This window comes from Vibrio cidicii, from assembly GCF_009665415.1.
In the GTDB taxonomy this organism is placed as follows: domain Bacteria; phylum Pseudomonadota; class Gammaproteobacteria; order Enterobacterales; family Vibrionaceae; genus Vibrio; species Vibrio cidicii.
On sequence record NZ_CP035921.1, the window covers coordinates 2,558,216 to 2,576,705 of the forward strand.

An 18,490-nucleotide genomic window follows, 5' to 3' on the forward strand; every position below is an offset into this window, starting at 1 on the left:
AGTAATTTTCCGACCAATGTGTTTGCCTCTTGCTTACATTTCCAATGCATCCATTTGATATTTAAATGAAAAATAAACTGGCATGATGATTGCTTTTCTGAACCTAGAATTCGATTTCAGGAGCAGATTATGGATCGTGCACTCTTTCTAGCCATGAGCGGCGCTAAACAAAATATGCAAGCGTTGCAACTGCGTGCCAATAACCTAGCAAACGTCAGTACCACTGGCTTTCGAGCCGATTTGGCACAAGCTCGGTCAATGCAAGCGTATGGCGAAGGCTTACCGACTCGTGTATTTAGCATGACGGAGCGTCCAGGACATAATTTTGCTCAGGGCAGTGTGATCACCACAGGTCGTGATATGGACATTACTGTTGAAGGTGATGGCTGGATTGCGGTCATGGACAAAATTGGCAAAGAGGGGTTGACCCGCAACGGCAATCTGAAAGTGGATCAAAATGGTTTACTGACCAATGCTAACGGACATCTGGTGCTTGGCGAAGGCGGTGCACCGATCACGATTCCTTTACCAATCAGTAAGATAGAAATTGGCAGAGATGGCACCATTTCTATCTTGCCGCAAGGTGCACCGGCCGAAGAAATGGAACAGATCGACCGTGTGAAGCTTGTCAAAACTGACAACAGCACGCTGTTTAAAGATACCAACGGACTGTTCCGTCACAAAGATCCCAATCAAGCGTACGACGCCGATGCCACCGTACAGATCATGACTGGTGCGATTGAAGGTAGCAACGTGAATGCCGTCGGCGAGATGACCGCGCTGATTGACCTGCAAAGACAATTTGAAATGCAGGTGAAAATGATGAGCACGGCAGAAGAGCTGGACAAAGCGTCCGATTCACTGCTTCGTATGAGCTAACAGAGTAAGGGTTAAATTATGCATCCGGCACTATGGGTAAGTAAGACAGGGCTCGACGCTCAGCAAACCAACATTGCAACCATTTCAAACAACCTGGCTAACGCCTCAACCATCGGTTTTAAAAAGAGTCGTGCGGTGTTTGAAGATCTATTCTATCAAAACATCAATCAGCCTGGTGGCCAATCGTCACAAAATACGGAACTGCCAAGCGGCCTAATGCTTGGTGCGGGTTCGAAAGTGGTGGCAACGCAAAAAGTGCACACCCACGGCAATGCGCAAACGACGACCAACGCACTGGATTTGATGGTGGAAGGGGATGGCTTTTTCCAAATTACCATGCCCGACGGCAATATTGGTTATACCCGCAATGGCCAGTTTACTCTTAATGGTGAAGGGGTGGTGGTGACTTCCGGATCCGGTTACCCGCTTGAACCAGAAATTGTCATTCCTGAAGATGCCATCTCAATTACCGTCGGTACCGATGGTGAAGTGTCAGTTCGAGTCCGTGGTCAGCAAAATAACCAGGTGGTTGGGCAGATTACCATCACCGACTTTGTCAACCCGGGCGGTTTAGAGCCGATTGGTCAGAACCTTTACTTACCTACAGGCGCGAGTGGTGATCCACAGCAAGGGGTTCCGGGTCTCGATGGGCTTGGCGAAGTGCGTCAGTCAATGCTGGAAACCTCGAACGTTAATGTGACGGAAGAGCTGGTGAATATGATCGAAGCACAACGCGTCTACGAGATGAACTCAAAAGTGATCTCGTCAGTTGACAAGATGATGAGCTTCGTTAACCAGCAGTTGTAATCGTACTTAGCTTGAGATGAAAAGGGGTAGTGCTATGAAACGCTTAAGTCTGATTGCATTAGTGGCAGTGATGAGCGGTTGTACGATGTTAGAACCGATCGAAACCAGCGAAGTGAGCCAAGCCACGACCGTCGTGGATGCGGTTGAAGGTGACAAATCGAAAGACGAAAGCACAGGCATTGTTGATACCTTGCGTGGTCGTAGCGATCCGGTCGCTGGCGACCCGGCTTGGGCACCCATCCATCCAAATCAAAAGCCCGAGCATTACGCTGCGGCTACGGGTTCCCTGTTTAGCGTCGATCACATCTCCGACCTGTATGATGATTCCAAACCGCGTGGTCTAGGCGATATTATTACCGTGTTGTTAGATGAAACCACCAATGCGTCAAAAAGTGCCAATGCCGGATTATCCAAAAGTAATGATGCGAGCATGGATCCTTTGCAAGTGGGGGGAGAAGAGCTGAAAATAGGTGGAAAATACAACTTTTCCTACAACTTGAGCAACGCTAACAGCTTTACTGGTGACGCTTCTGCCAATCAGAGTAACAGCATCAGCGGTTCAATCACGGTCGAAGTGATTGAAGTGCTGGCAAACGGCAATCTTGTTATTCGCGGCGAGAAGTGGCTAACCCTCAATACCGGTGACGAGTACATTCGTCTTAGCGGTACCATTCGTCCCGACGATATCGATTTTGACAACACAATTGCGTCAAACCGCGTCTCTAACGCAAGAATTCAATACTCTGGGACTGGAACTCAGCAAGATATGCAGCAGCCTGGATTCTTGGCACGATTCTTTAATGTCTCTCTTTAAGTGGCAAACCAGTGGCAATTGAATATGGTCACTGGTTGAGAGAGGAAGGTAAGTTAAGATGAAAAAATTCACCCTGATACTAATGAGTCTGTTAATGACGGTGACTTCGGCTCAAGCGGCGCGCATCAAAGATGTTTCCCAAGTCGCGGGGGTAAGAAGTAACCAACTAGTGGGCTATGGCCTAGTATCTGGCTTGCCGGGCACTGGGGAATCGACACCGTTTACCGAACAGAGCTTTAACGCCATGTTGCAAAACTTCGGCATTCAATTGCCTGCGGGCACCAAGCCGAAGATCAAAAACGTTGCCGCCGTGATGGTAACCGCGGAATTGCCACCTTTCTCTAAACCCGGGCAACAAATCGACATTACCGTTTCATCGATCGGCAGTGCGAAAAGCCTGCGCGGCGGCACCTTGCTGCAAACCTTCCTCAAAGGTCTCGATGGGCAAGTTTATGCCGTTGCACAAGGCAATCTAGTGGTGAGCGGTTTTAGTGCTACTGGGGCTGATGGTTCGAAAATTGTCGGTAATAACCCAACAGTCGGGATTATTTCCAACGGCGCGATGGTTGAGCGTGAAGTACCTACGCCGTTTGGTCGTGGTGACTTTATCACCTTTAACCTGCTTGAATCCGATTTCACCACCGCGCAGCGTATGGCCGATGCGGTCAATAATTTCCTAGGCCCTCAAATGGCTTCTGCCGTTGACGCAATGTCAGTACGCGTTAGAGCACCACGTGACATCAGTCAGCGCGTTGCTTTTCTTTCTGCGATTGAAAACTTAGAGTTTGACCCAGCCGATGGTGCAGCCAAAATCATTGTCAACTCGCGCACGGGTACCATTGTGGTCGGCAAACATGTGCGTTTGAAGTCAGCGGCAGTGACGCACGGCGGCATGACGGTCGCCATCAAAGAGAATCTCAGTGTGAGCCAGCCGAACTCATTTGGTGGTGGTAACACTGTGGTAGTACCTAATTCCGATATCTCAGTAACGGAAAAGGAGGGCAAAATGTTCAAGTTTGAACCGGGGTTGACATTGGACGACTTAGTACGTGCGGTCAATCAGGTCGGCGCTGCTCCTTCGGATCTGATGGCGATTTTGCAAGCGCTCAAGCAAGCAGGTGCGATTGAAGGACAACTGATCATCATCTGATGGTTCGGAGAGGCAAGCATGATCAACAACGCAAATGACATCGGTTTTATTCACGACATCAGTAGCTTAGACAAGCTACGCCAACAAGCAGTTGGTGGTGATGAGGCGCATGAACAGGAAGCGCTGAAAGCGGCGGCCAAACAGTTTGAATCGATTTTCACCTCAATGCTGTTTAAATCGATGCGCGATGCTAATGCGGGCTTTGAATCGGATCTGATGAATAGCCAAAACGAGCAGTTCTATCGTCAGATGCTGGATGAGCAGATGGCCAGCGAACTGAGTTCATCTGGATCATTGGGTTTAGCGGACATGATTGTTGCCCAGCTTAGCGCGAACAAAGGCGTAGATAAAAATGAGCTAGCGATGCGAGAAGCCGGCAAAGAAGCGCCATTGAGAATGCCTGTCAATACCAGTAAAGCGCGTGAGATTGAGCAACGCTTAATCGAATCGGGTGAACTGAGTCGCAAAGAGATGGCTCGCTTTGACTCACCAGAGTCGTTCGTTCAGTCGATGCGTCCTTATGCTGAGCGTGCCGCCAAAACCTTGGGTGTCGAACCTAGTTTACTGTTAGCTCAAGCGGCGCTAGAAACGGGATGGGGACAGAAGGTTGTGAAAAATGCCCGCAACAGCAGTAATAACCTGTTTAACATCAAGGCGGATCGCAGTTGGCAAGGTGAGCAAGTGCGCACGCAAACACTCGAATTCCATGACAATACGCCAGTGAAAGAGACCGCGTCCTTCCGCGCTTATAACTCGTTTGCAGACAGCTTCAACGATTATGTGGCGTTCCTCAATCAAAACCCTCGTTATCAAGTGGCTTTGCAGCATAATGGCGACTCTGAAGCGTTTATCCGTGGTATTCACCAAGCTGGATACGCCACCGATCCTGATTACGCTGAGAAGATACTCAGCGTAAAAGAACGGATAGAAAACATGTAAACTCCACGCGAGGGCCTGAGTAAAATCAGGCCCTTATTCTTTGTGCAAACAGCGCTTTCCTCTGTTGGCATATCTTTTGCTTTATTGTGTTCAGGTACTCAGTTTTTACTGATTTGATTGAGTTTTTGGGGGCACGTATGGCGTCGGATCTTCTGAATGTAGGTACTCAGAGTGTACTTACGGCTCAGAGACAGTTAAACACCACCGGTCATAACATTTCTAATGTCAATACAGAAGGTTATAGCCGTCAGTCTGTGGTTCAGGCGACCAACGACCCACGTCAATTTGGCGGTTCTACGTTTGGTATGGGCGTGCATGTGGAAAATGTTCGCCGCTCATGGGACCAATTTGCCGTCAATGAACTGAATCTCTCTGCCACTAATTATGCCAACAAGAGCGATGTCGAAGCCAACCTAGAGATGCTCTCCGGTATGCTCTCTTCTGTGGCGTCGAAGAAAATTCCAGAAAACCTTAATGAATGGTTTGATGCCCTAAAAACGTTGGCAGACAGCCCAAACGACATTGGTGCGCGTAAAGTGTTGCTTGAAAAGGCGCGAATTATTGCCGAAACGGTAAACGGTTTTCACGAAACGGTTCGACAGCAGTATGACGTGACCAACAAAAAGTTGGATATGGGCATCGAACGCATCAACCAGATCGCGGTGGAAATTCGTGACATTCATCGCTTAATGATGCGCACCCCGGGGCAGCACAATGACTTGATGGACCAGCATGAAAAGTTGGTTAAAGAGCTGTCTGAGTACACCAAAGTCACCGTTACGCCACGCTCAAATGCGGAAGGTTTCAATATTCATATCGGTAACGGCCACACTTTGGTCTCGGGTACGGAAGCAAGTCAACTTAAGATGATTGGCGGCTACCCAGACGTTCATCAACGCCGTCTCGCCATCTACGAAGGGAATTCACTAAAACCGATTAAAAGTGTTGCCTTAGACGGCAAACTCGGCGCCATGCTGGATATGCGTGACAATCAGATCCCCCATGTTATGGATGAAATGGGCAGAATGGCGGCGGCATTTTCGAATGAAGTTAACCTGTTACAAAAGCAAGGTCTGGATCTACGCGGCAACATTGGTGGGTTGATTTTTACCGATGTCAACTCGGAGTTAATTGCCAAATCGCGCGCGGTGGCTGCGCCGGATTCAACGGCTGAAGTTGCCGTCTTCATCAATGACATTGCCGCCTTACAGGGCGGCGAGTATGCCCTGCGCTATGATGGCAGTAACTACACCGTGACCAAACCGTCTGGTGAAACCGTTACGGTTTCACTCGATTCTGCTAAGTCCGCTTTCTATCTGGACGGCATGCGGGTTGAAGTGCGCAACGAACCGAAATCCGGTGAAAAGATCCTCTTGCGCCCGACGCGCAATTCAGCGGCACAGATGAAGGTGCAAACCAATGATGCCAATGCCATTGCCGCGCAGAGCTACGAAGCGTCCACCACTTTTGCCCAAGGTACCGCCCAGTTCAATATTTTGGCTGCGGGTGACTTGCGTGAATTTGAAGTGATTGTATCGCCTAAAGGCGACCAGTTTGCAGTGATTGACACCAAAGGTAACGTGGTGCGCAGCCCTGCGCCTTATCCACCAAAAGGGCCAATTTCTGTAGTGCTGCCTTCGAACCATCCTAGCTACAAAGACGGCAAGGAGACGGTGTTTGAGTTGACCACCGGTGCGCTGGCAAACGATAAGTTCACGGCAAACCTTGTCCCCTCGGATGGTGATAACGGCAATTTGCGAAAAATGCAGCAAATTCAGTTGGATAAAAAAATGGACGGCAATAAGTCGACCATTTTGGATGTGTATCACAACCTCAATACCAACGTTGGATTACGCAACTCAACGGCAACGCGCCTCGCGAACATCGCCCAGCATGAGAATGAAGCGGCGCAAGAGAGAGTGGCGGCGATTTCTGGGGTCAACTTGGATGAAGAAGCGTCCAACATGATGCGTTTTCAGCAAGCCTACATGGCGTCGTCCCGCATCATGCAGGCCGCCAACGATACCTTTAACACCATTTTGCAATTGCGATAGAGAGGAGACGGTAGATGATTTCACGTATTGCCAGCTTCCATAACTATCAGTCCGTTCAGAATGACTTGCGCCGAATGGAAAATAAAATCCATCACAATCAAGCGCAACTGGCTTCGGGCAAAAAGTTGCTCTCGCCGAGCGATGATCCGCTGGCGACGCACTACATCCAAAACATTGGCCAGCAGGCTGAGCAACTAAAACAGTATTTAGACGCGATTGTGCTGGTGCGCAACCGCCTAGAACAGCATGAAGTGAATGTGGCAAACCAAGAGCAGTTTGCTGATGAAGCCAAACGCACGGTAATGGAAATGATTAACGGTGCTTTGTCGCCGGAAGATCGAATGGCCAAAAAACGTGAAATAGAGGAACTGGCAAACAATTTCCTCTATCTGGCAAACGCACAGGATGAATCCGGCAACTACACCTTTGCCGGAACCAAATCGAAGACCCAGCCTTTTTTCCGCGATTACGATGGCAGCGTCACCTATTCCGGTGACGACTATCAGCGCAAAATGCGTATTTCGGCCAGTTTAGAAATGGCGATGAACGATCCGGGCAGCAAGTTGTTTATGGATATCCCGAACCCATTTGGTGATTACGAACCCGAATACCAGCTGCAAAATGCCTCTGAACTGCTGCTCGATAAAGCAGTTAATGAGGACTATTTCGACAAGTCGACTTATCGTGTCACTTTTGTTGATATGAGTAATGGCAAATGGGGCTATCAGTTGGAGAAAGATGGCAGTGTGGTGGCCGCCGATGAGTTTAACGCCAGCACTGGGATCAAATACAACGATTTGACGATTGATTTGCGTGGGCAAATCAAACGGGGAGATGTGATCGAGCTTAAACCTCGTGAACATTTCTCGATTTTTGACAGTTTTAAAAATGCGGCGAAGTATTCCGACGCCCCAGTCTCGGATGCCAACGCGACAGCGAAGTTGCATCAGGTGACTGAGGAGTTTCATGCGGCTTTTATCCATTTAAACAAAGCCCGTACTGATATTGGTGCGCGCCTCAGTACCTTGGATATCCAAGAGCAGCAGCATGAAGACTTCAATTTATCTCTGAGCAAAGCTAAGAGTAACTTTGAAGATTTGGACTACTCCAAAGCAATTATTGAGTTCAATGAGAATTCCAGAGCATTGCAAGCTTCGCAGCTCGCGTTTGGTAAAACCAAAGATCTGACTCTGTTTAACTACTTATAAATGTTCAATATAAGTGGTGGCTGATTCGTTTTGCCGCCTCGATTGATGCCTTATGTGCCAAGCCTTAAGCGCGGATAGAGATGGAATAAGATTGCCGCTTTGAAGTTCGCCTTTAAAAACGGCAAAGCGGCAAGGTGGCAAACCTGAATGGCAACACCGAGATAAGTGCCAAAGGACAAAGGTTGTCTTGATTTTATTTGTTTAACTATTTGTTTTAAATGAATTTAAAAAAATAAGATGGCGATATGAAAAATTGGCACACAAATTGAATTAGATAATTCAGAGTGGATTTACCTGGTTCTAAAAGCTGCCCAAGGCAGTTTTGGCAAGTAATTACGGTCAGTGCTTTTCCAAATGAGAGTAAAGCTGGCCGCTTCGCAGGAGCTTGCGAACTCAGAAGGAGAGCAAAATGGCTGTAACAGTAAGTACTAACGTTTCCGCGATGACCGCCCAACGTTACTTAAACAAAGCGACAGATGAGTTGAACACCTCAATGGAACGTTTGTCATCTGGTCACAAAATTAACAGTGCCAAAGACGACGCAGCCGGTCTGCAAATCTCTAACCGTTTGACGGCCCAGTCGCGAGGTTTGGATGTGGCGATGCGCAACGCGAACGATGGTATTTCGATTGCGCAGACCGCAGAAGGGGCAATGAACGAGGTCACCTCGGTATTGCAACGTATGCGTGATCTGTCCATCCAGTCGGCCAACGGCACCAACACGCAAGCAGAGCGTCAGGCGATTAACGAAGAAGCCAATGCCCTGCAAGACGAGATTAACCGTATTGCAGAAACGACCTCTTTTGGTGGCCGACGTCTGCTCAATGGCTCCTTTGGTGATGCGTCCTTCCAAATTGGCTCGAATTCCGGTGAGGCCATGATTATGGGGCTGACCAGTGTTCGCGCTGATGATTTCCGTATGGGTGGAACTACCTTCCAATCGGAAAATGGCAAAGACCGCAATTGGAATGTCAGTGCCGACAAGGCGGATTTGACAATTGTGCTGCCGATGATGGGCGAAGATGAAGATGGCGATGTTGCTGATCTAGAAATCAATATTATGGCCAAAGCAGGTGATGATATAGAAGAACTCGCGACTTACATCAACGGCCAGTCGGATCTGATTAACGCATCAGTGAGTGAAGATGGCAAACTGCAAATCTTCGTCGCAGAGCCGAACGTGAAAGGTGAAATCTCTATTTCTGGTGGCCTAGCCAGTGAACTTGGTCTCAGTGATGAGCCGTTTAAAACTACGGTGCAAGATGTGGATTTGCGCACCGTACAGGGTTCACAAAATGCCATCAGTGTGATTGATGCCGCGCTAAAATACGTCGACTCGCAGCGTGCGGATCTTGGTGCGAAGCAAAACCGTCTCAACCATAGCATTAACAACCTCGCAAATGTGCAGGAAAACGTTGATGCCTCGAACAGTCGAATTAAAGATACCGATTTTGCGAAGGAAACAACGCAAATGACGAAAGCACAAATATTGCAACAGGCAGGTACTTCAATACTTGCTCAAGCAAAACAGTTGCCAAACTCTGCAATGTCACTATTGCAGGGCTAACGGAAGTCCTGTACCAGCTATGGCTCAGACGTGCGCTTATGGTACAGGATGACGTGGCAAACAACTTTACATTGAATGAAAGGCTCTCTCATCTCTCACCTGCCTGACATTATTGATGTGAAGTTGTCCGGTGTGCCGGAAATGTGTTCATTTCTCTTGATCTCCACATTGGCTCTGGCTACCAACCTAGCCCCGGTTCTCTCAAAGGAATGGGGCTTTTTCTTTTTCTCAATTTCTCTCTAACGAATATTCTTTGGCATCTCTGCCGACATTTATCCTCTTTAGCGCAATTTTCCAACAAGCCGCCGATAAGTGGCAAAAAATCACCGCTAACGCTGATAATGCCTACCTTTTTCTATTCTCGCCATTCGACATCTTTAAACAAAACTTGAGCGCCAAAGCGCAAGTTTTACTCAGATTTATTAATCCGATCTCTATTTATTATTTTTTTAAATATTTTGCTAAAGCTTCGGCGTTTGACGTCGTTAATAAAAGTAACTTTGAGAGAACTACTTGGTTTTCCGAGACGTCGGAAACCGTAACATCGGAAAATCAATTGGAGAATTCATCATGGCAGTGAATGTAAATACCAACGTAGCAGCAATGACAGCACAACGTTACCTAAACGGCGCAAACAGCGCGCAACAAACGTCGATGGAACGTCTGTCTTCAGGTTTCAAAATCAACAGCGCGAAAGATGACGCAGCGGGTCTGCAAATCTCTAACCGCTTGAACGTACAAAGCCGTGGTTTGGATGTGGCGGTGCGTAACGCCAACGATGGTATCTCCATCGCGCAAACCGCCGAAGGTGCGATGAACGAAACCACCAACATCCTGCAACGTATGCGTGACTTGTCTTTGCAATCGGCTAACGGCTCAAACTCCAAAGCAGAGCGTGTGGCGATTCAAGAAGAAGTGACCGCGCTTAACGACGAGCTGAACCGTATCGCAGAAACCACATCATTCGGTGGTAACAAACTGCTTAACGGCACCTACGGCACCAAATCAATGCAGATTGGTGCGGACAACGGTGAAGCGGTGATGCTGTCGCTCAAAGACATGCGTTCAGACAACAAGATGATGGGCGGCATCAGCTACCAAGCAGAAGAAGGGAAAGACAAAAACTGGACCGTTTCTGCTGGTGACAACGACCTGACTATCTCACTGACCGATACGTTTGGTAACGAGCAAGAGATCAACATCAACGCTAAAGCGGGCGATGACATCGAAGAGCTGGCCACTTACATCAACGGTCAAACCGACCTGCTGAAAGCCTCTGTCGGTGAAGGCGGCAAACTGCAAATCTTCGCAGGCACCAACAAAGTGCAAGGCGAGCTCTCTTTCTCGGGCAGCCTAGCGGGTGAGCTTGGCATTGGTGAGGGCAAAGAAGTAACGGTAGACACCATTGACGTGACCAGCGTGCAAGGTGCGCAAGAGTCGGTAGCAATTCTCGATGCGGCGCTGAAATACGTGGACAGCCACCGTGCGGAGTTGGGTGCGTTCCAGAACCGTTTCAACCACGCAATCAGCAACTTGGACAACATAAATGAGAACGTGAACGCGTCGAAGAGCCGTATCAAAGATACCGACTTCGCGAAAGAGACGACTCAATTGACCAAAACACAAATTCTGTCGCAAGCATCCAGTTCGATTCTTGCTCAGGCGAAGCAAGCGCCAAACTCAGCGCTTAGCCTACTGGGTTAATGGAGATTGAGAAAAAGCTAAGTAAGTGGTTACTTGGCTTTTTCTCCTTAACTAGCAACGATTTCGACATGACGTATATGTCTGGTTTAGCACAAGACGAAAGGAGAGGAATATCGCATAAATGGTTTCAATAAATACCAACGTGTCTGCGATGGTCGCCCAGCGGTATCTGGGCAACGCGGCAGGCGAGGTGGCTGAAACCCAAAAAAATCTGAGTTCCGGATCAAGAATCAATAGTGCAAGTGATGATGCGGCAGGCATGCAAATCGCCAATACCTTACACGTACAACTGCGAGGTTTGGACATGGCGCTGACCAATGCAAATAACGCCTACTCAGTGGCCCAAACCGCTGAAGGGGCGTTGCAGGAAAGCAGTACGATACTGCAGAGGTTACGATCGCTCTCTTTGCAATCCGCTAACGGCTCGAATACTGACGATGATCGTCAGAGTATGCAGCAGGAAACGGTGATGCTAAAAGATGAACTGGATAGAATCGCTAGAACCACCACCTTTGCCGGTGCTGAATTGTTTAACGGCAAATTTGGTTCTAAAAGTTTTCATCTTGGCGCGAATGCAAACTCCATCTCACTGACATTAAATAATATGCGTACCCAGACACCTGAAATGGGTGGGCGTCACTATCTGGCAGATGTGAGTCTTTCCCCTGATTGGCAGGTCGCAAAAGATTCTCGGCAACTCAATTTTACTTATCAGGATGCGGGTGGTGAGGAGCAGAAGATACAGCTTTCCTTAAAACCTGGAGATAATCTTGAAGAAGTTGCGACTTATATCAACGCACGCCAAGATGTCGTGAACTCATCGGTAACCCAAGATGGCAGGTTGCAGTTTTATGTCTCAAATCGTGACGCGCCAGATGGAGTAGAGATAAGCGGCAGTTTTAATAGTGAAGTCGATATTGAGGAGCATGCCAAGGTTACCTTAGATGATCTTGATATTAGTACTGTGGGTAACGCTCAACTGGCAGTCGCTGTGTTAGATAGTGCAATTAAATACGTTGATTCTCATCGGAGTGAAATCGGTGGTTTTCAGAACCGAGTATCGGGAACAATGGACAACTTGCAAAATATTCATCGCAATGTCACTGCATCAAAAGGAAGAATAGAGGACGTCGACTTTGCTAGAGAATCAACTGCTTTAGTAAAATCTCAGTTCCGTCAGCAAGCTACCTCCGCTTTATTGGCTCAGGCCAAGCAATCACCAAGCGGCGCGATAGGATTACTGGCTTAAACAAAAAACGCTGCAATTTGCAGCGTTTTTTTGTGTTCAGTTCTAAGTAAAAAATAATTACTTAGTTACGCGTAGAACTGGCGTTTCACCGACAACCACAGAACCAGAAAGTTTGTTCAACTCTTTGATTTCATCCATGTTAGAGATAACAACAGGAGTTAGGGTTGACTTTGCTTTCTCTTCAAGAAGCGCAAGATCGAACTCAATCACAGTGTCGCCTGCTTTTACCGTTTGACCTTCTTCTGCGATACGCTTGAAGCCTTCACCTTTCAGCTCAACGGTATCGATACCGAAGTGAACGAAAAGCTCAACACCCTCGTCAGACTCGATTGAGAATGCGTGGTTTGTTTCGAAGATCTTACCGATAGTACCGTTTACAGGAGCAACCATCTTGTTGCCTGCTGGTTTGATAGCGATACCATCGCCTACGATTTTCTCAGCAAAAACAACATCTGGCACATCTTCAATGTTTACGATTTCACCAGACAAAGGTGCGATGATCTCGATTGCGCCAGCATCAGCGCTGTCATCAGATACAAGCTTCTTAAGTTTATCAAACAGACCCATTGTGTCATGCTCCTAAGGTTTAGTTTTATTCTGTCGAATTATAGTATACCAATCCGAGTTGTTAGACGACTTTTTTTAGTCGCCTAACGTACTCTATAAACTCGAATTTTGGCTGCAGATTACTTCGCGTGCACTGCGATGAATTTTTCTACACACGCTTCAATTTCTGCAGCGGTTGGCAAGGCAAGTGCTTCTTCGGCCATTGCTTTTACTGCTGCAAAATTTGCGTTGCGGATTACTTTCTTCACTTTTGGAATTGAGATACCGCTCATAGAGAACTCATCTAGCCCCATACCTAATAGTAGTAGAGTTGCGCGTTCATCACCCGCTAATTCGCCACACATGCCGGTCCATTTGCCTTCAGCATGAGATGCATCAATAACTTGTTTGATAACAGTCAGTACTGCTGGTGAAAGTGGGTTGTAAAGATGAGAAATCATCTCATTACCACGGTCAACCGCGAGTGTATACTGGGTCAGATCGTTGGTACCGATTGAGAAGAATGACACTTCTTTGGCTAAGTGGTGTGCAATCGCTGCTGCTGCTGGTGTCTCAACCATAACACCGATTTCGATGTTTTCGTCAAAAGCCAAACCTTCAGCACGCAGTTCTGCTTTGTACTCTTCGATCGCTTCTTTCAGCGCGCGAATTTCTTCAACAGAGATGATCATTGGGAACATGATACGCAGTTTACCGTGTGCTGATGCACGCAGAATACCACGTAGCTGGTCACGTAGAATTTCACGACGATCCAAGCTGATACGCACTGCGCGCCAGCCAAGGAACGGGTTCATCTCTTTTGGTAGATCCATATATGGCAGATCTTTGTCGCCGCCGATATCCATAGTACGGATAATCACCGCTTGACCGTCCATCGCTTCCGCTACTTCTTTGTATGCTTGGTACTGTTCTTCTTCAGTAGGCAGAGCGTCGCGGTCCATGAATAGGAACTCGGTACGATACAGACCAACACCTTCACCGCCGTTGCGCAGGATGCCATCACAGTCTTTCACTGTACCGATATTGCCGCATACTTCTACACGATGGCCGTCTAGAGTTTCAGCATGCAGATCTTTCAGTTTCGCCAGCTCTTCTTTCTCAGCCAAGAACGCCGCTTTGACCGCTTTGGCTTCTTCAAGCTCGGCGTCAGTTGGATTAACAATGATCTTGTTGTTCATTGCATCGAGAATCAGCATGTCGCCATTTTTAACTTGCGTAGTGATGTTGTTGGTGCCAACGATCGCAGGCAGTTCAAGAGAGCGAGCCATGATGGATGTGTGTGAGGTACGACCGCCAATATCACAAGCAAAACCCAACACGTAGTTTAGGTTGATTTGCGCCGTTTCAGACGGTGTTAGGTCGTAAGCCACCAGAATAACTTCTTCATTGATGTCACTCAGTGACACAATGTTGATGCCTAGGGCGTTTTTAACGAAACGAGAACCGATATCGCGGATATCCGTGGCACGTTCTTTCAGGTACTCATCATCAAGAGACTCAAGCGCCATTGCCTGTTCTTCGATAACGGTGTGAATTGCGTTATCCGCCGTCATCTTGTCATTTTTGATGAGCGCTAGGATCTCTTCTTCTAGCTCTTCATCTTCAAGAAGCATGATGTGACCTTCGAAGATCGCTTCCTTCTCTTCACCAAACGTTTCCAACGCTTTCTGCTTGATGGTTTCTAGCTGAGCAGAAGATTTAGAACGGGCATCGTAGAAACGCTTAACTTCAGCGTCTACTTGCTCTGCGGTGATAGTGTTAGTGTTTAGGACAATTTCATCTTCTTGAAGTAGTAGTGCTTTACCAATTGCAATACCAGGAGATGCCAGGATGCCTGAAATCATAGCCTTACCTTAAGTTGGTCAAACGTAAACGGGAATGTGTGACTAAATCGCTAACGAAAACTGTAGCCGACTAATCGGGTTTTATCTTCAAACAAAGCCATTTAGCTGGCTAAATGGCTTTGTGGAAGAAAATAGGATTAGTGAAGTTGATCCATAAGAGCAACTAGGTGGTCAACTGCTTGTTTAGCCTGTGGGCCTTCAGCAGAAATTGTAACTACAGTGCCTTTCACAAGGCCAAGAGTTTGCAGCTTGAACAGACTTTTGGCGCTTGCGCTTTTGCCGTTAGAAGTCACAGTGATATCCGCATCGAAAGCTTTTGCTTCTTTTACGAACTGTGCAGCTGGACGAGTGTGAAGACCGTTTTCTGCTGTGATTTCTACTTGCTTCTCGTACATGTGATATACCCCAATTGATTGTATTTTTGTTGATTGTGACAAGTTTTAAGCTTAACTGCTTTATTCGATACCCGCTAGCGACGGGCAACGGTAAGCATGTTGAAGCTGACGCGAGTCAAAATTTTTTGCAACTCGTAACCTAAGAGGTTACATCGTTGTTATAAATTATTTTGAAGCTTAAAATAAAACATCCCGATATTACCAAAGGTGAGGCAGGGATCAACAAAAAAGCCCCTGAATGGGGCTTTTTTAAACGAAAAATTGATTTGGATTCGTATTACTGCTGGTTCTCTTTCTCGGTGAAAATCCCTGCAAAAAGTGCCGTGCTCAAATAGCGCTCACCTGAACTTGGTAGCACAGTTACAATGGTTTTTCCTTCAAATTCAGGTAGTTCAGCAAGGCGGTTTGCCGCAACCACAGCTGCGCCTGACGAAATACCCGCCAAAATGCCTTCCTCTTCCATCAGACGACGAGCCATCTCAATCGCTTCGTCTGATGTAACGGTTTCGACGCGGTCAATCATCTCTAAATCTAGGTTGCCAGGAATGAAACCTGCGCCGATACCTTGAATTTTGTGTGGAGCTGGTTTGATTTCCTCACCCGCAAGCGCTTGGCTAATGACAGGAGATTCCGCTGGTTCAACGGCAACAGAGATGATGGCTTTGCCTTTCTCGCCTTTGATGTAACGGCTAGTACCCGTTAACGTACCACCAGTGCCCACACCAGCAACGAATACATCGACTTGACCATCAGTGGCTTCCCAAATTTCAGGGCCTGTCGTTTTTTCGTGGATTTGTGGGTTAGCTGGGTTATTAAATTGTTGGAGTAGCAGATACTTTTCTGGGTTGCTTGCTACGATCTCTTCAGCTTTGGCGATTGCCCCTTTCATGCCTTTCGCTGCTTCAGTCAGTTCGAGGTTTGCTCCTAGCGCTTTGAGAAGTTTACGACGCTCAAGGCTCATTGATTCTGGCATGGTCAGGGTTAATTTGTAGCCACGAGCAGCGGCGACGAATGCCAACGCAACACCGGTATTTCCGCTGGTTGGCTCTACGAGCTCTACACCAGGTTTAAGCGTTCCTGCCTTTTCGGCTTCCCAAATCATATTTGCACCGATTCGGCATTTAACGCTGAAACTTGGGTTGCGCGATTCAATCTTGGCTAACACTTTGCCTTTACTGACTTTGTTCAAACGAACGAGAGGAGTATTGCCGATGGTCAGGGAGTTGTCTTCGTAGATCTTGCTCATGGTGATGTTCCTTCATTACACGTTTAGTGAATATGGCAAAAGAATATGCTGGTTATAAACAACGGAAAAGGATTAAAAAGTTATATCTTATGAGGGCGGGCGCTGTTGGAACGAAATATTGCCAGACGAGACAAACTCACTCATCTGGCACAAGATCAACGCTTAAACTCATTCACCCACATGGCCGTTGCGCCGCATACAGCAATTGGCATGACGAAGAGGTTCAAAATCGGGATAGAAGTGAATATCGAAACCACTGCACCAAAGGTGTAGGCTTTGGCTTGATTTTGTTTCAAAGTGTTTCTCATGTCGTTAAAAGGCACCTTGTGATTATCAAACGGATAGTCACAATATTGAATGGCAAGCATCCAAGCCGTGAAGATAAACCACAGCACGGGGCCGAGCGTTTGCCCGAGTGCAGGGATCAGCAGCAGGATAAATAAACCAATCACTTTCGGCAGAACATAAACAAGCTTACGCCATTCACGGGCGAGCACTCGAGGAACGTCTTTGAGCACCGCCGCTATACCCTCATCATTGACCTTCTGACCGGTGAGCGCCTCTTCCACCTTTTCGGCCAACAAGCCGTTAAATGGTGCGGCGATAAAATTCGCTAAGGTGCTAAAGAAATAGGAAAACGTTGCAATGATGGTAAGCGCTAATAAAGGCCACAATACGTAACTTAGCCAAGACAAAAACTCGGGCAGTTGACCAACCCAATTGTCAATCCAACCATTTAGGTGTGAGAAGAGATAGTAAAGTGCACCGCCGACCAGCAGCAGATTCGCTAGCAGCGGCAAAATAATGAAGCGTCGGATACGTGGAGCAAAGGCCAGCTCGAGGCCGTAGAAAAAGTAGCCAAACCCACTGCGTTGATTGTACTCAGTATTCATCTCGTTGTTCTGCAAAAGAAATAGAGCGTTTATTGTACTCATCTGGCGAGAGAAAAAAAGCGTGGAAGAAATCACACCAATTACGGAACTTATGACATTAATTTGTTCTAACTCTCTTGTTATCTTTGGTAAAGTAACACGATAATGATGTTTTAACTGACCCGCAGAGACCTTTCGAAGTTTTGTCACTGGTGTGTCTTGGGGAATATGAGAGTAAAAAATGCAGGAATTGCGATTCGTACTCATTGTTGTCGGTGCTCTGGCAATTGCAGCGTTGCTGTTTCATGGATTATGGACAAGCAAAAAAGAGGGAAAAGCCAAGTTCGGTGATAAGCCACTGAGTAAACTGGATTTGAGTGAAAACGAAACGCAGGAAAATACACTTAGCGTTGCGCCTGAAGATGATTTTGAAATCATTCGCAAAGAGCGTAAAGAGCCTGCGTTTGAAGAAAACATGCCTTTCTCAACAGATCCTTTAATTGGCGACCCATTGATTGACGATTTAGACAATCAAGATAGAAGATTCGCCGAGCCTGCCCAAGCTGTCAGAAACGATGATATTGAGATTACGCCAAGTTTTTCTGCATCGGAAACCACTGAACCTGTTGAAGATGAGTTGGTTTTGCCATCAGAACAAGTTGAGCTCAAACAGAACAACATCCTTGAAAGTGAAGCTCAGACAGAAGCTGAACCTGAGATGGAAGTGATCGTTTTAAATGTTCATTGTGCAGGAGAGGATCCATTTGTTGGTACTCGACTGTTTGACAGCATGCAGCAAAACGGGCTGATTTACGGCGAAATGGACATTTTCCATCGCCATGCAGATTTGTCTGGGAACGGTAAAGTGCTCTTTAGTGTTGCCAATATGATGCACCCTGGCACGTTAAAACACGATGATCCGGCGACGTTTACCACTAAAGGTATCTCCTTTTTCATGACGCTGCCTTGCTATGGCGATGCGGAGCAGAATTTCAAGTTAATGCTTAAAACTGCCCAGCAGATTGCGGATGACTTGGGAGGGAATGTGCTTGACGACCGTCGCAACCTGATTACTCCTGACAGATTGGCCGCATACAGACGCCAAATTGTTGAGTTTAAGAGCACAAAGTCTTAAGCTTCCTGGTTAACCGTCAGGGCTCCCAAGGGAGCCCTTTTTTATAGTGCTTAAGGACTG

At 47.2% G+C, this 18,490-nt stretch carries 16 protein-coding genes; 11 read left to right on the forward strand and 5 right to left on the reverse strand.

Annotated elements, in window-relative coordinates; genetic code table 11:
- Positions 1 to 129 precede the first annotated feature (129 nt).
- The 10 genes from flgF (at position 130) to EWA64_RS12890 (ending at position 12,371) form a co-directional block, all read left to right on the forward strand.
- The gene (gene flgF / locus EWA64_RS12845; RefSeq protein ID WP_061893001.1) at positions 130 to 879 is read left to right on the forward strand and encodes a flagellar basal-body rod protein FlgF; all 750 of its coding nucleotides are present in this window, start codon (positions 130 to 132) and stop codon (positions 877 to 879) included.
- An 18-nt stretch (positions 880 to 897) separates the two neighbouring features.
- The gene (flgG, locus tag EWA64_RS12850) at positions 898 to 1,686 is read left to right on the forward strand and encodes a flagellar basal-body rod protein FlgG (RefSeq protein ID WP_061893000.1); all 789 of its coding nucleotides are present in this window, start codon (positions 898 to 900) and stop codon (positions 1,684 to 1,686) included.
- Between the two features lie 34 nt (positions 1,687 to 1,720).
- Positions 1,721 to 2,500 (forward strand): flagellar basal body L-ring protein FlgH, encoded by a 780-nt coding sequence (gene flgH, locus EWA64_RS12855; protein WP_061892999.1) that lies wholly within the window; start codon positions 1,721 to 1,723, stop codon positions 2,498 to 2,500.
- 58 nt (positions 2,501 to 2,558) lie between these two features.
- Positions 2,559 to 3,650 (forward strand): flagellar basal body P-ring protein FlgI, encoded by a 1,092-nt coding sequence (locus EWA64_RS12860; RefSeq protein WP_061892998.1) that lies wholly within the window; start codon positions 2,559 to 2,561, stop codon positions 3,648 to 3,650.
- An 18-nt stretch (positions 3,651 to 3,668) separates the two neighbouring features.
- Positions 3,669 to 4,589: a flagellar assembly peptidoglycan hydrolase FlgJ gene (gene flgJ / locus EWA64_RS12865; RefSeq protein ID WP_061892997.1), complete on the forward strand. Its 921-nt coding sequence runs from the start codon at positions 3,669 to 3,671 to the stop codon at positions 4,587 to 4,589.
- A 137-nt stretch (positions 4,590 to 4,726) separates the two neighbouring features.
- Complete coding sequence (flgK, locus tag EWA64_RS12870; RefSeq protein WP_061892996.1) at positions 4,727 to 6,643, forward strand: flagellar hook-associated protein FlgK; 1,917 nt, start codon at positions 4,727 to 4,729, stop codon at positions 6,641 to 6,643.
- 14 nt (positions 6,644 to 6,657) lie between these two features.
- A complete protein-coding gene (gene flgL / locus EWA64_RS12875; protein ID WP_039424639.1) occupies positions 6,658 to 7,851 on the forward strand; it encodes a flagellar hook-associated protein FlgL in 1,194 nt (397 codons plus the stop codon).
- A 409-nt stretch (positions 7,852 to 8,260) separates the two neighbouring features.
- On the forward strand, positions 8,261 to 9,418 hold the full coding sequence (locus EWA64_RS12880; RefSeq protein WP_061892995.1) for a flagellin: 1,158 nt from the start codon (positions 8,261 to 8,263) through the stop codon (positions 9,416 to 9,418).
- A gap of 570 nt (positions 9,419 to 9,988) precedes the next feature.
- On the forward strand, positions 9,989 to 11,122 hold the full coding sequence (locus tag EWA64_RS12885; RefSeq protein ID WP_039424645.1) for a flagellin: 1,134 nt from the start codon (positions 9,989 to 9,991) through the stop codon (positions 11,120 to 11,122).
- Between the two features lie 121 nt (positions 11,123 to 11,243).
- Entirely contained in the window at positions 11,244 to 12,371 is a 1,128-nt protein-coding gene (locus tag EWA64_RS12890) for a flagellin (RefSeq protein ID WP_061892994.1), read from the forward strand.
- A gap of 57 nt (positions 12,372 to 12,428) precedes the next feature.
- Here EWA64_RS12890 and crr read toward each other — a convergent pair whose 3' ends face one another.
- The 5 genes from crr to cysZ all read right to left on the reverse strand — a co-directional run bounded on the left by crr (position 12,429) and on the right by cysZ (position 17,316).
- Positions 12,429 to 12,938 (reverse strand): PTS glucose transporter subunit IIA, encoded by a 510-nt coding sequence (gene crr / locus EWA64_RS12895; RefSeq protein ID WP_039445433.1) that lies wholly within the window; start codon positions 12,936 to 12,938, stop codon positions 12,429 to 12,431.
- A gap of 119 nt (positions 12,939 to 13,057) precedes the next feature.
- A complete protein-coding gene (ptsI, locus tag EWA64_RS12900; protein WP_061892993.1) occupies positions 13,058 to 14,782 on the reverse strand; it encodes a phosphoenolpyruvate-protein phosphotransferase PtsI in 1,725 nt (574 codons plus the stop codon).
- Positions 14,783 to 14,919: 137 nt separating this feature from the next.
- Positions 14,920 to 15,177: an HPr family phosphocarrier protein gene (locus EWA64_RS12905; RefSeq protein ID WP_039424654.1), complete on the reverse strand. Its 258-nt coding sequence runs from the start codon at positions 15,175 to 15,177 to the stop codon at positions 14,920 to 14,922.
- Positions 15,178 to 15,454: 277 nt separating this feature from the next.
- On the reverse strand, positions 15,455 to 16,423 hold the full coding sequence (cysK, locus tag EWA64_RS12910; protein ID WP_039424659.1) for a cysteine synthase A: 969 nt from the start codon (positions 16,421 to 16,423) through the stop codon (positions 15,455 to 15,457).
- A gap of 155 nt (positions 16,424 to 16,578) precedes the next feature.
- On the reverse strand, positions 16,579 to 17,316 hold the full coding sequence (gene cysZ, locus EWA64_RS12915) for a sulfate transporter CysZ (protein WP_061892992.1): 738 nt from the start codon (positions 17,314 to 17,316) through the stop codon (positions 16,579 to 16,581).
- Between the two features lie 220 nt (positions 17,317 to 17,536).
- On the opposite strand from cysZ, the gene zipA reads away from it, so the two are divergent.
- The gene (zipA, locus tag EWA64_RS12920) at positions 17,537 to 18,430 is read left to right on the forward strand and encodes a cell division protein ZipA (protein ID WP_061892991.1); all 894 of its coding nucleotides are present in this window, start codon (positions 17,537 to 17,539) and stop codon (positions 18,428 to 18,430) included.
- The last annotated feature ends 60 nt before the right edge of the window (positions 18,431 to 18,490 follow it).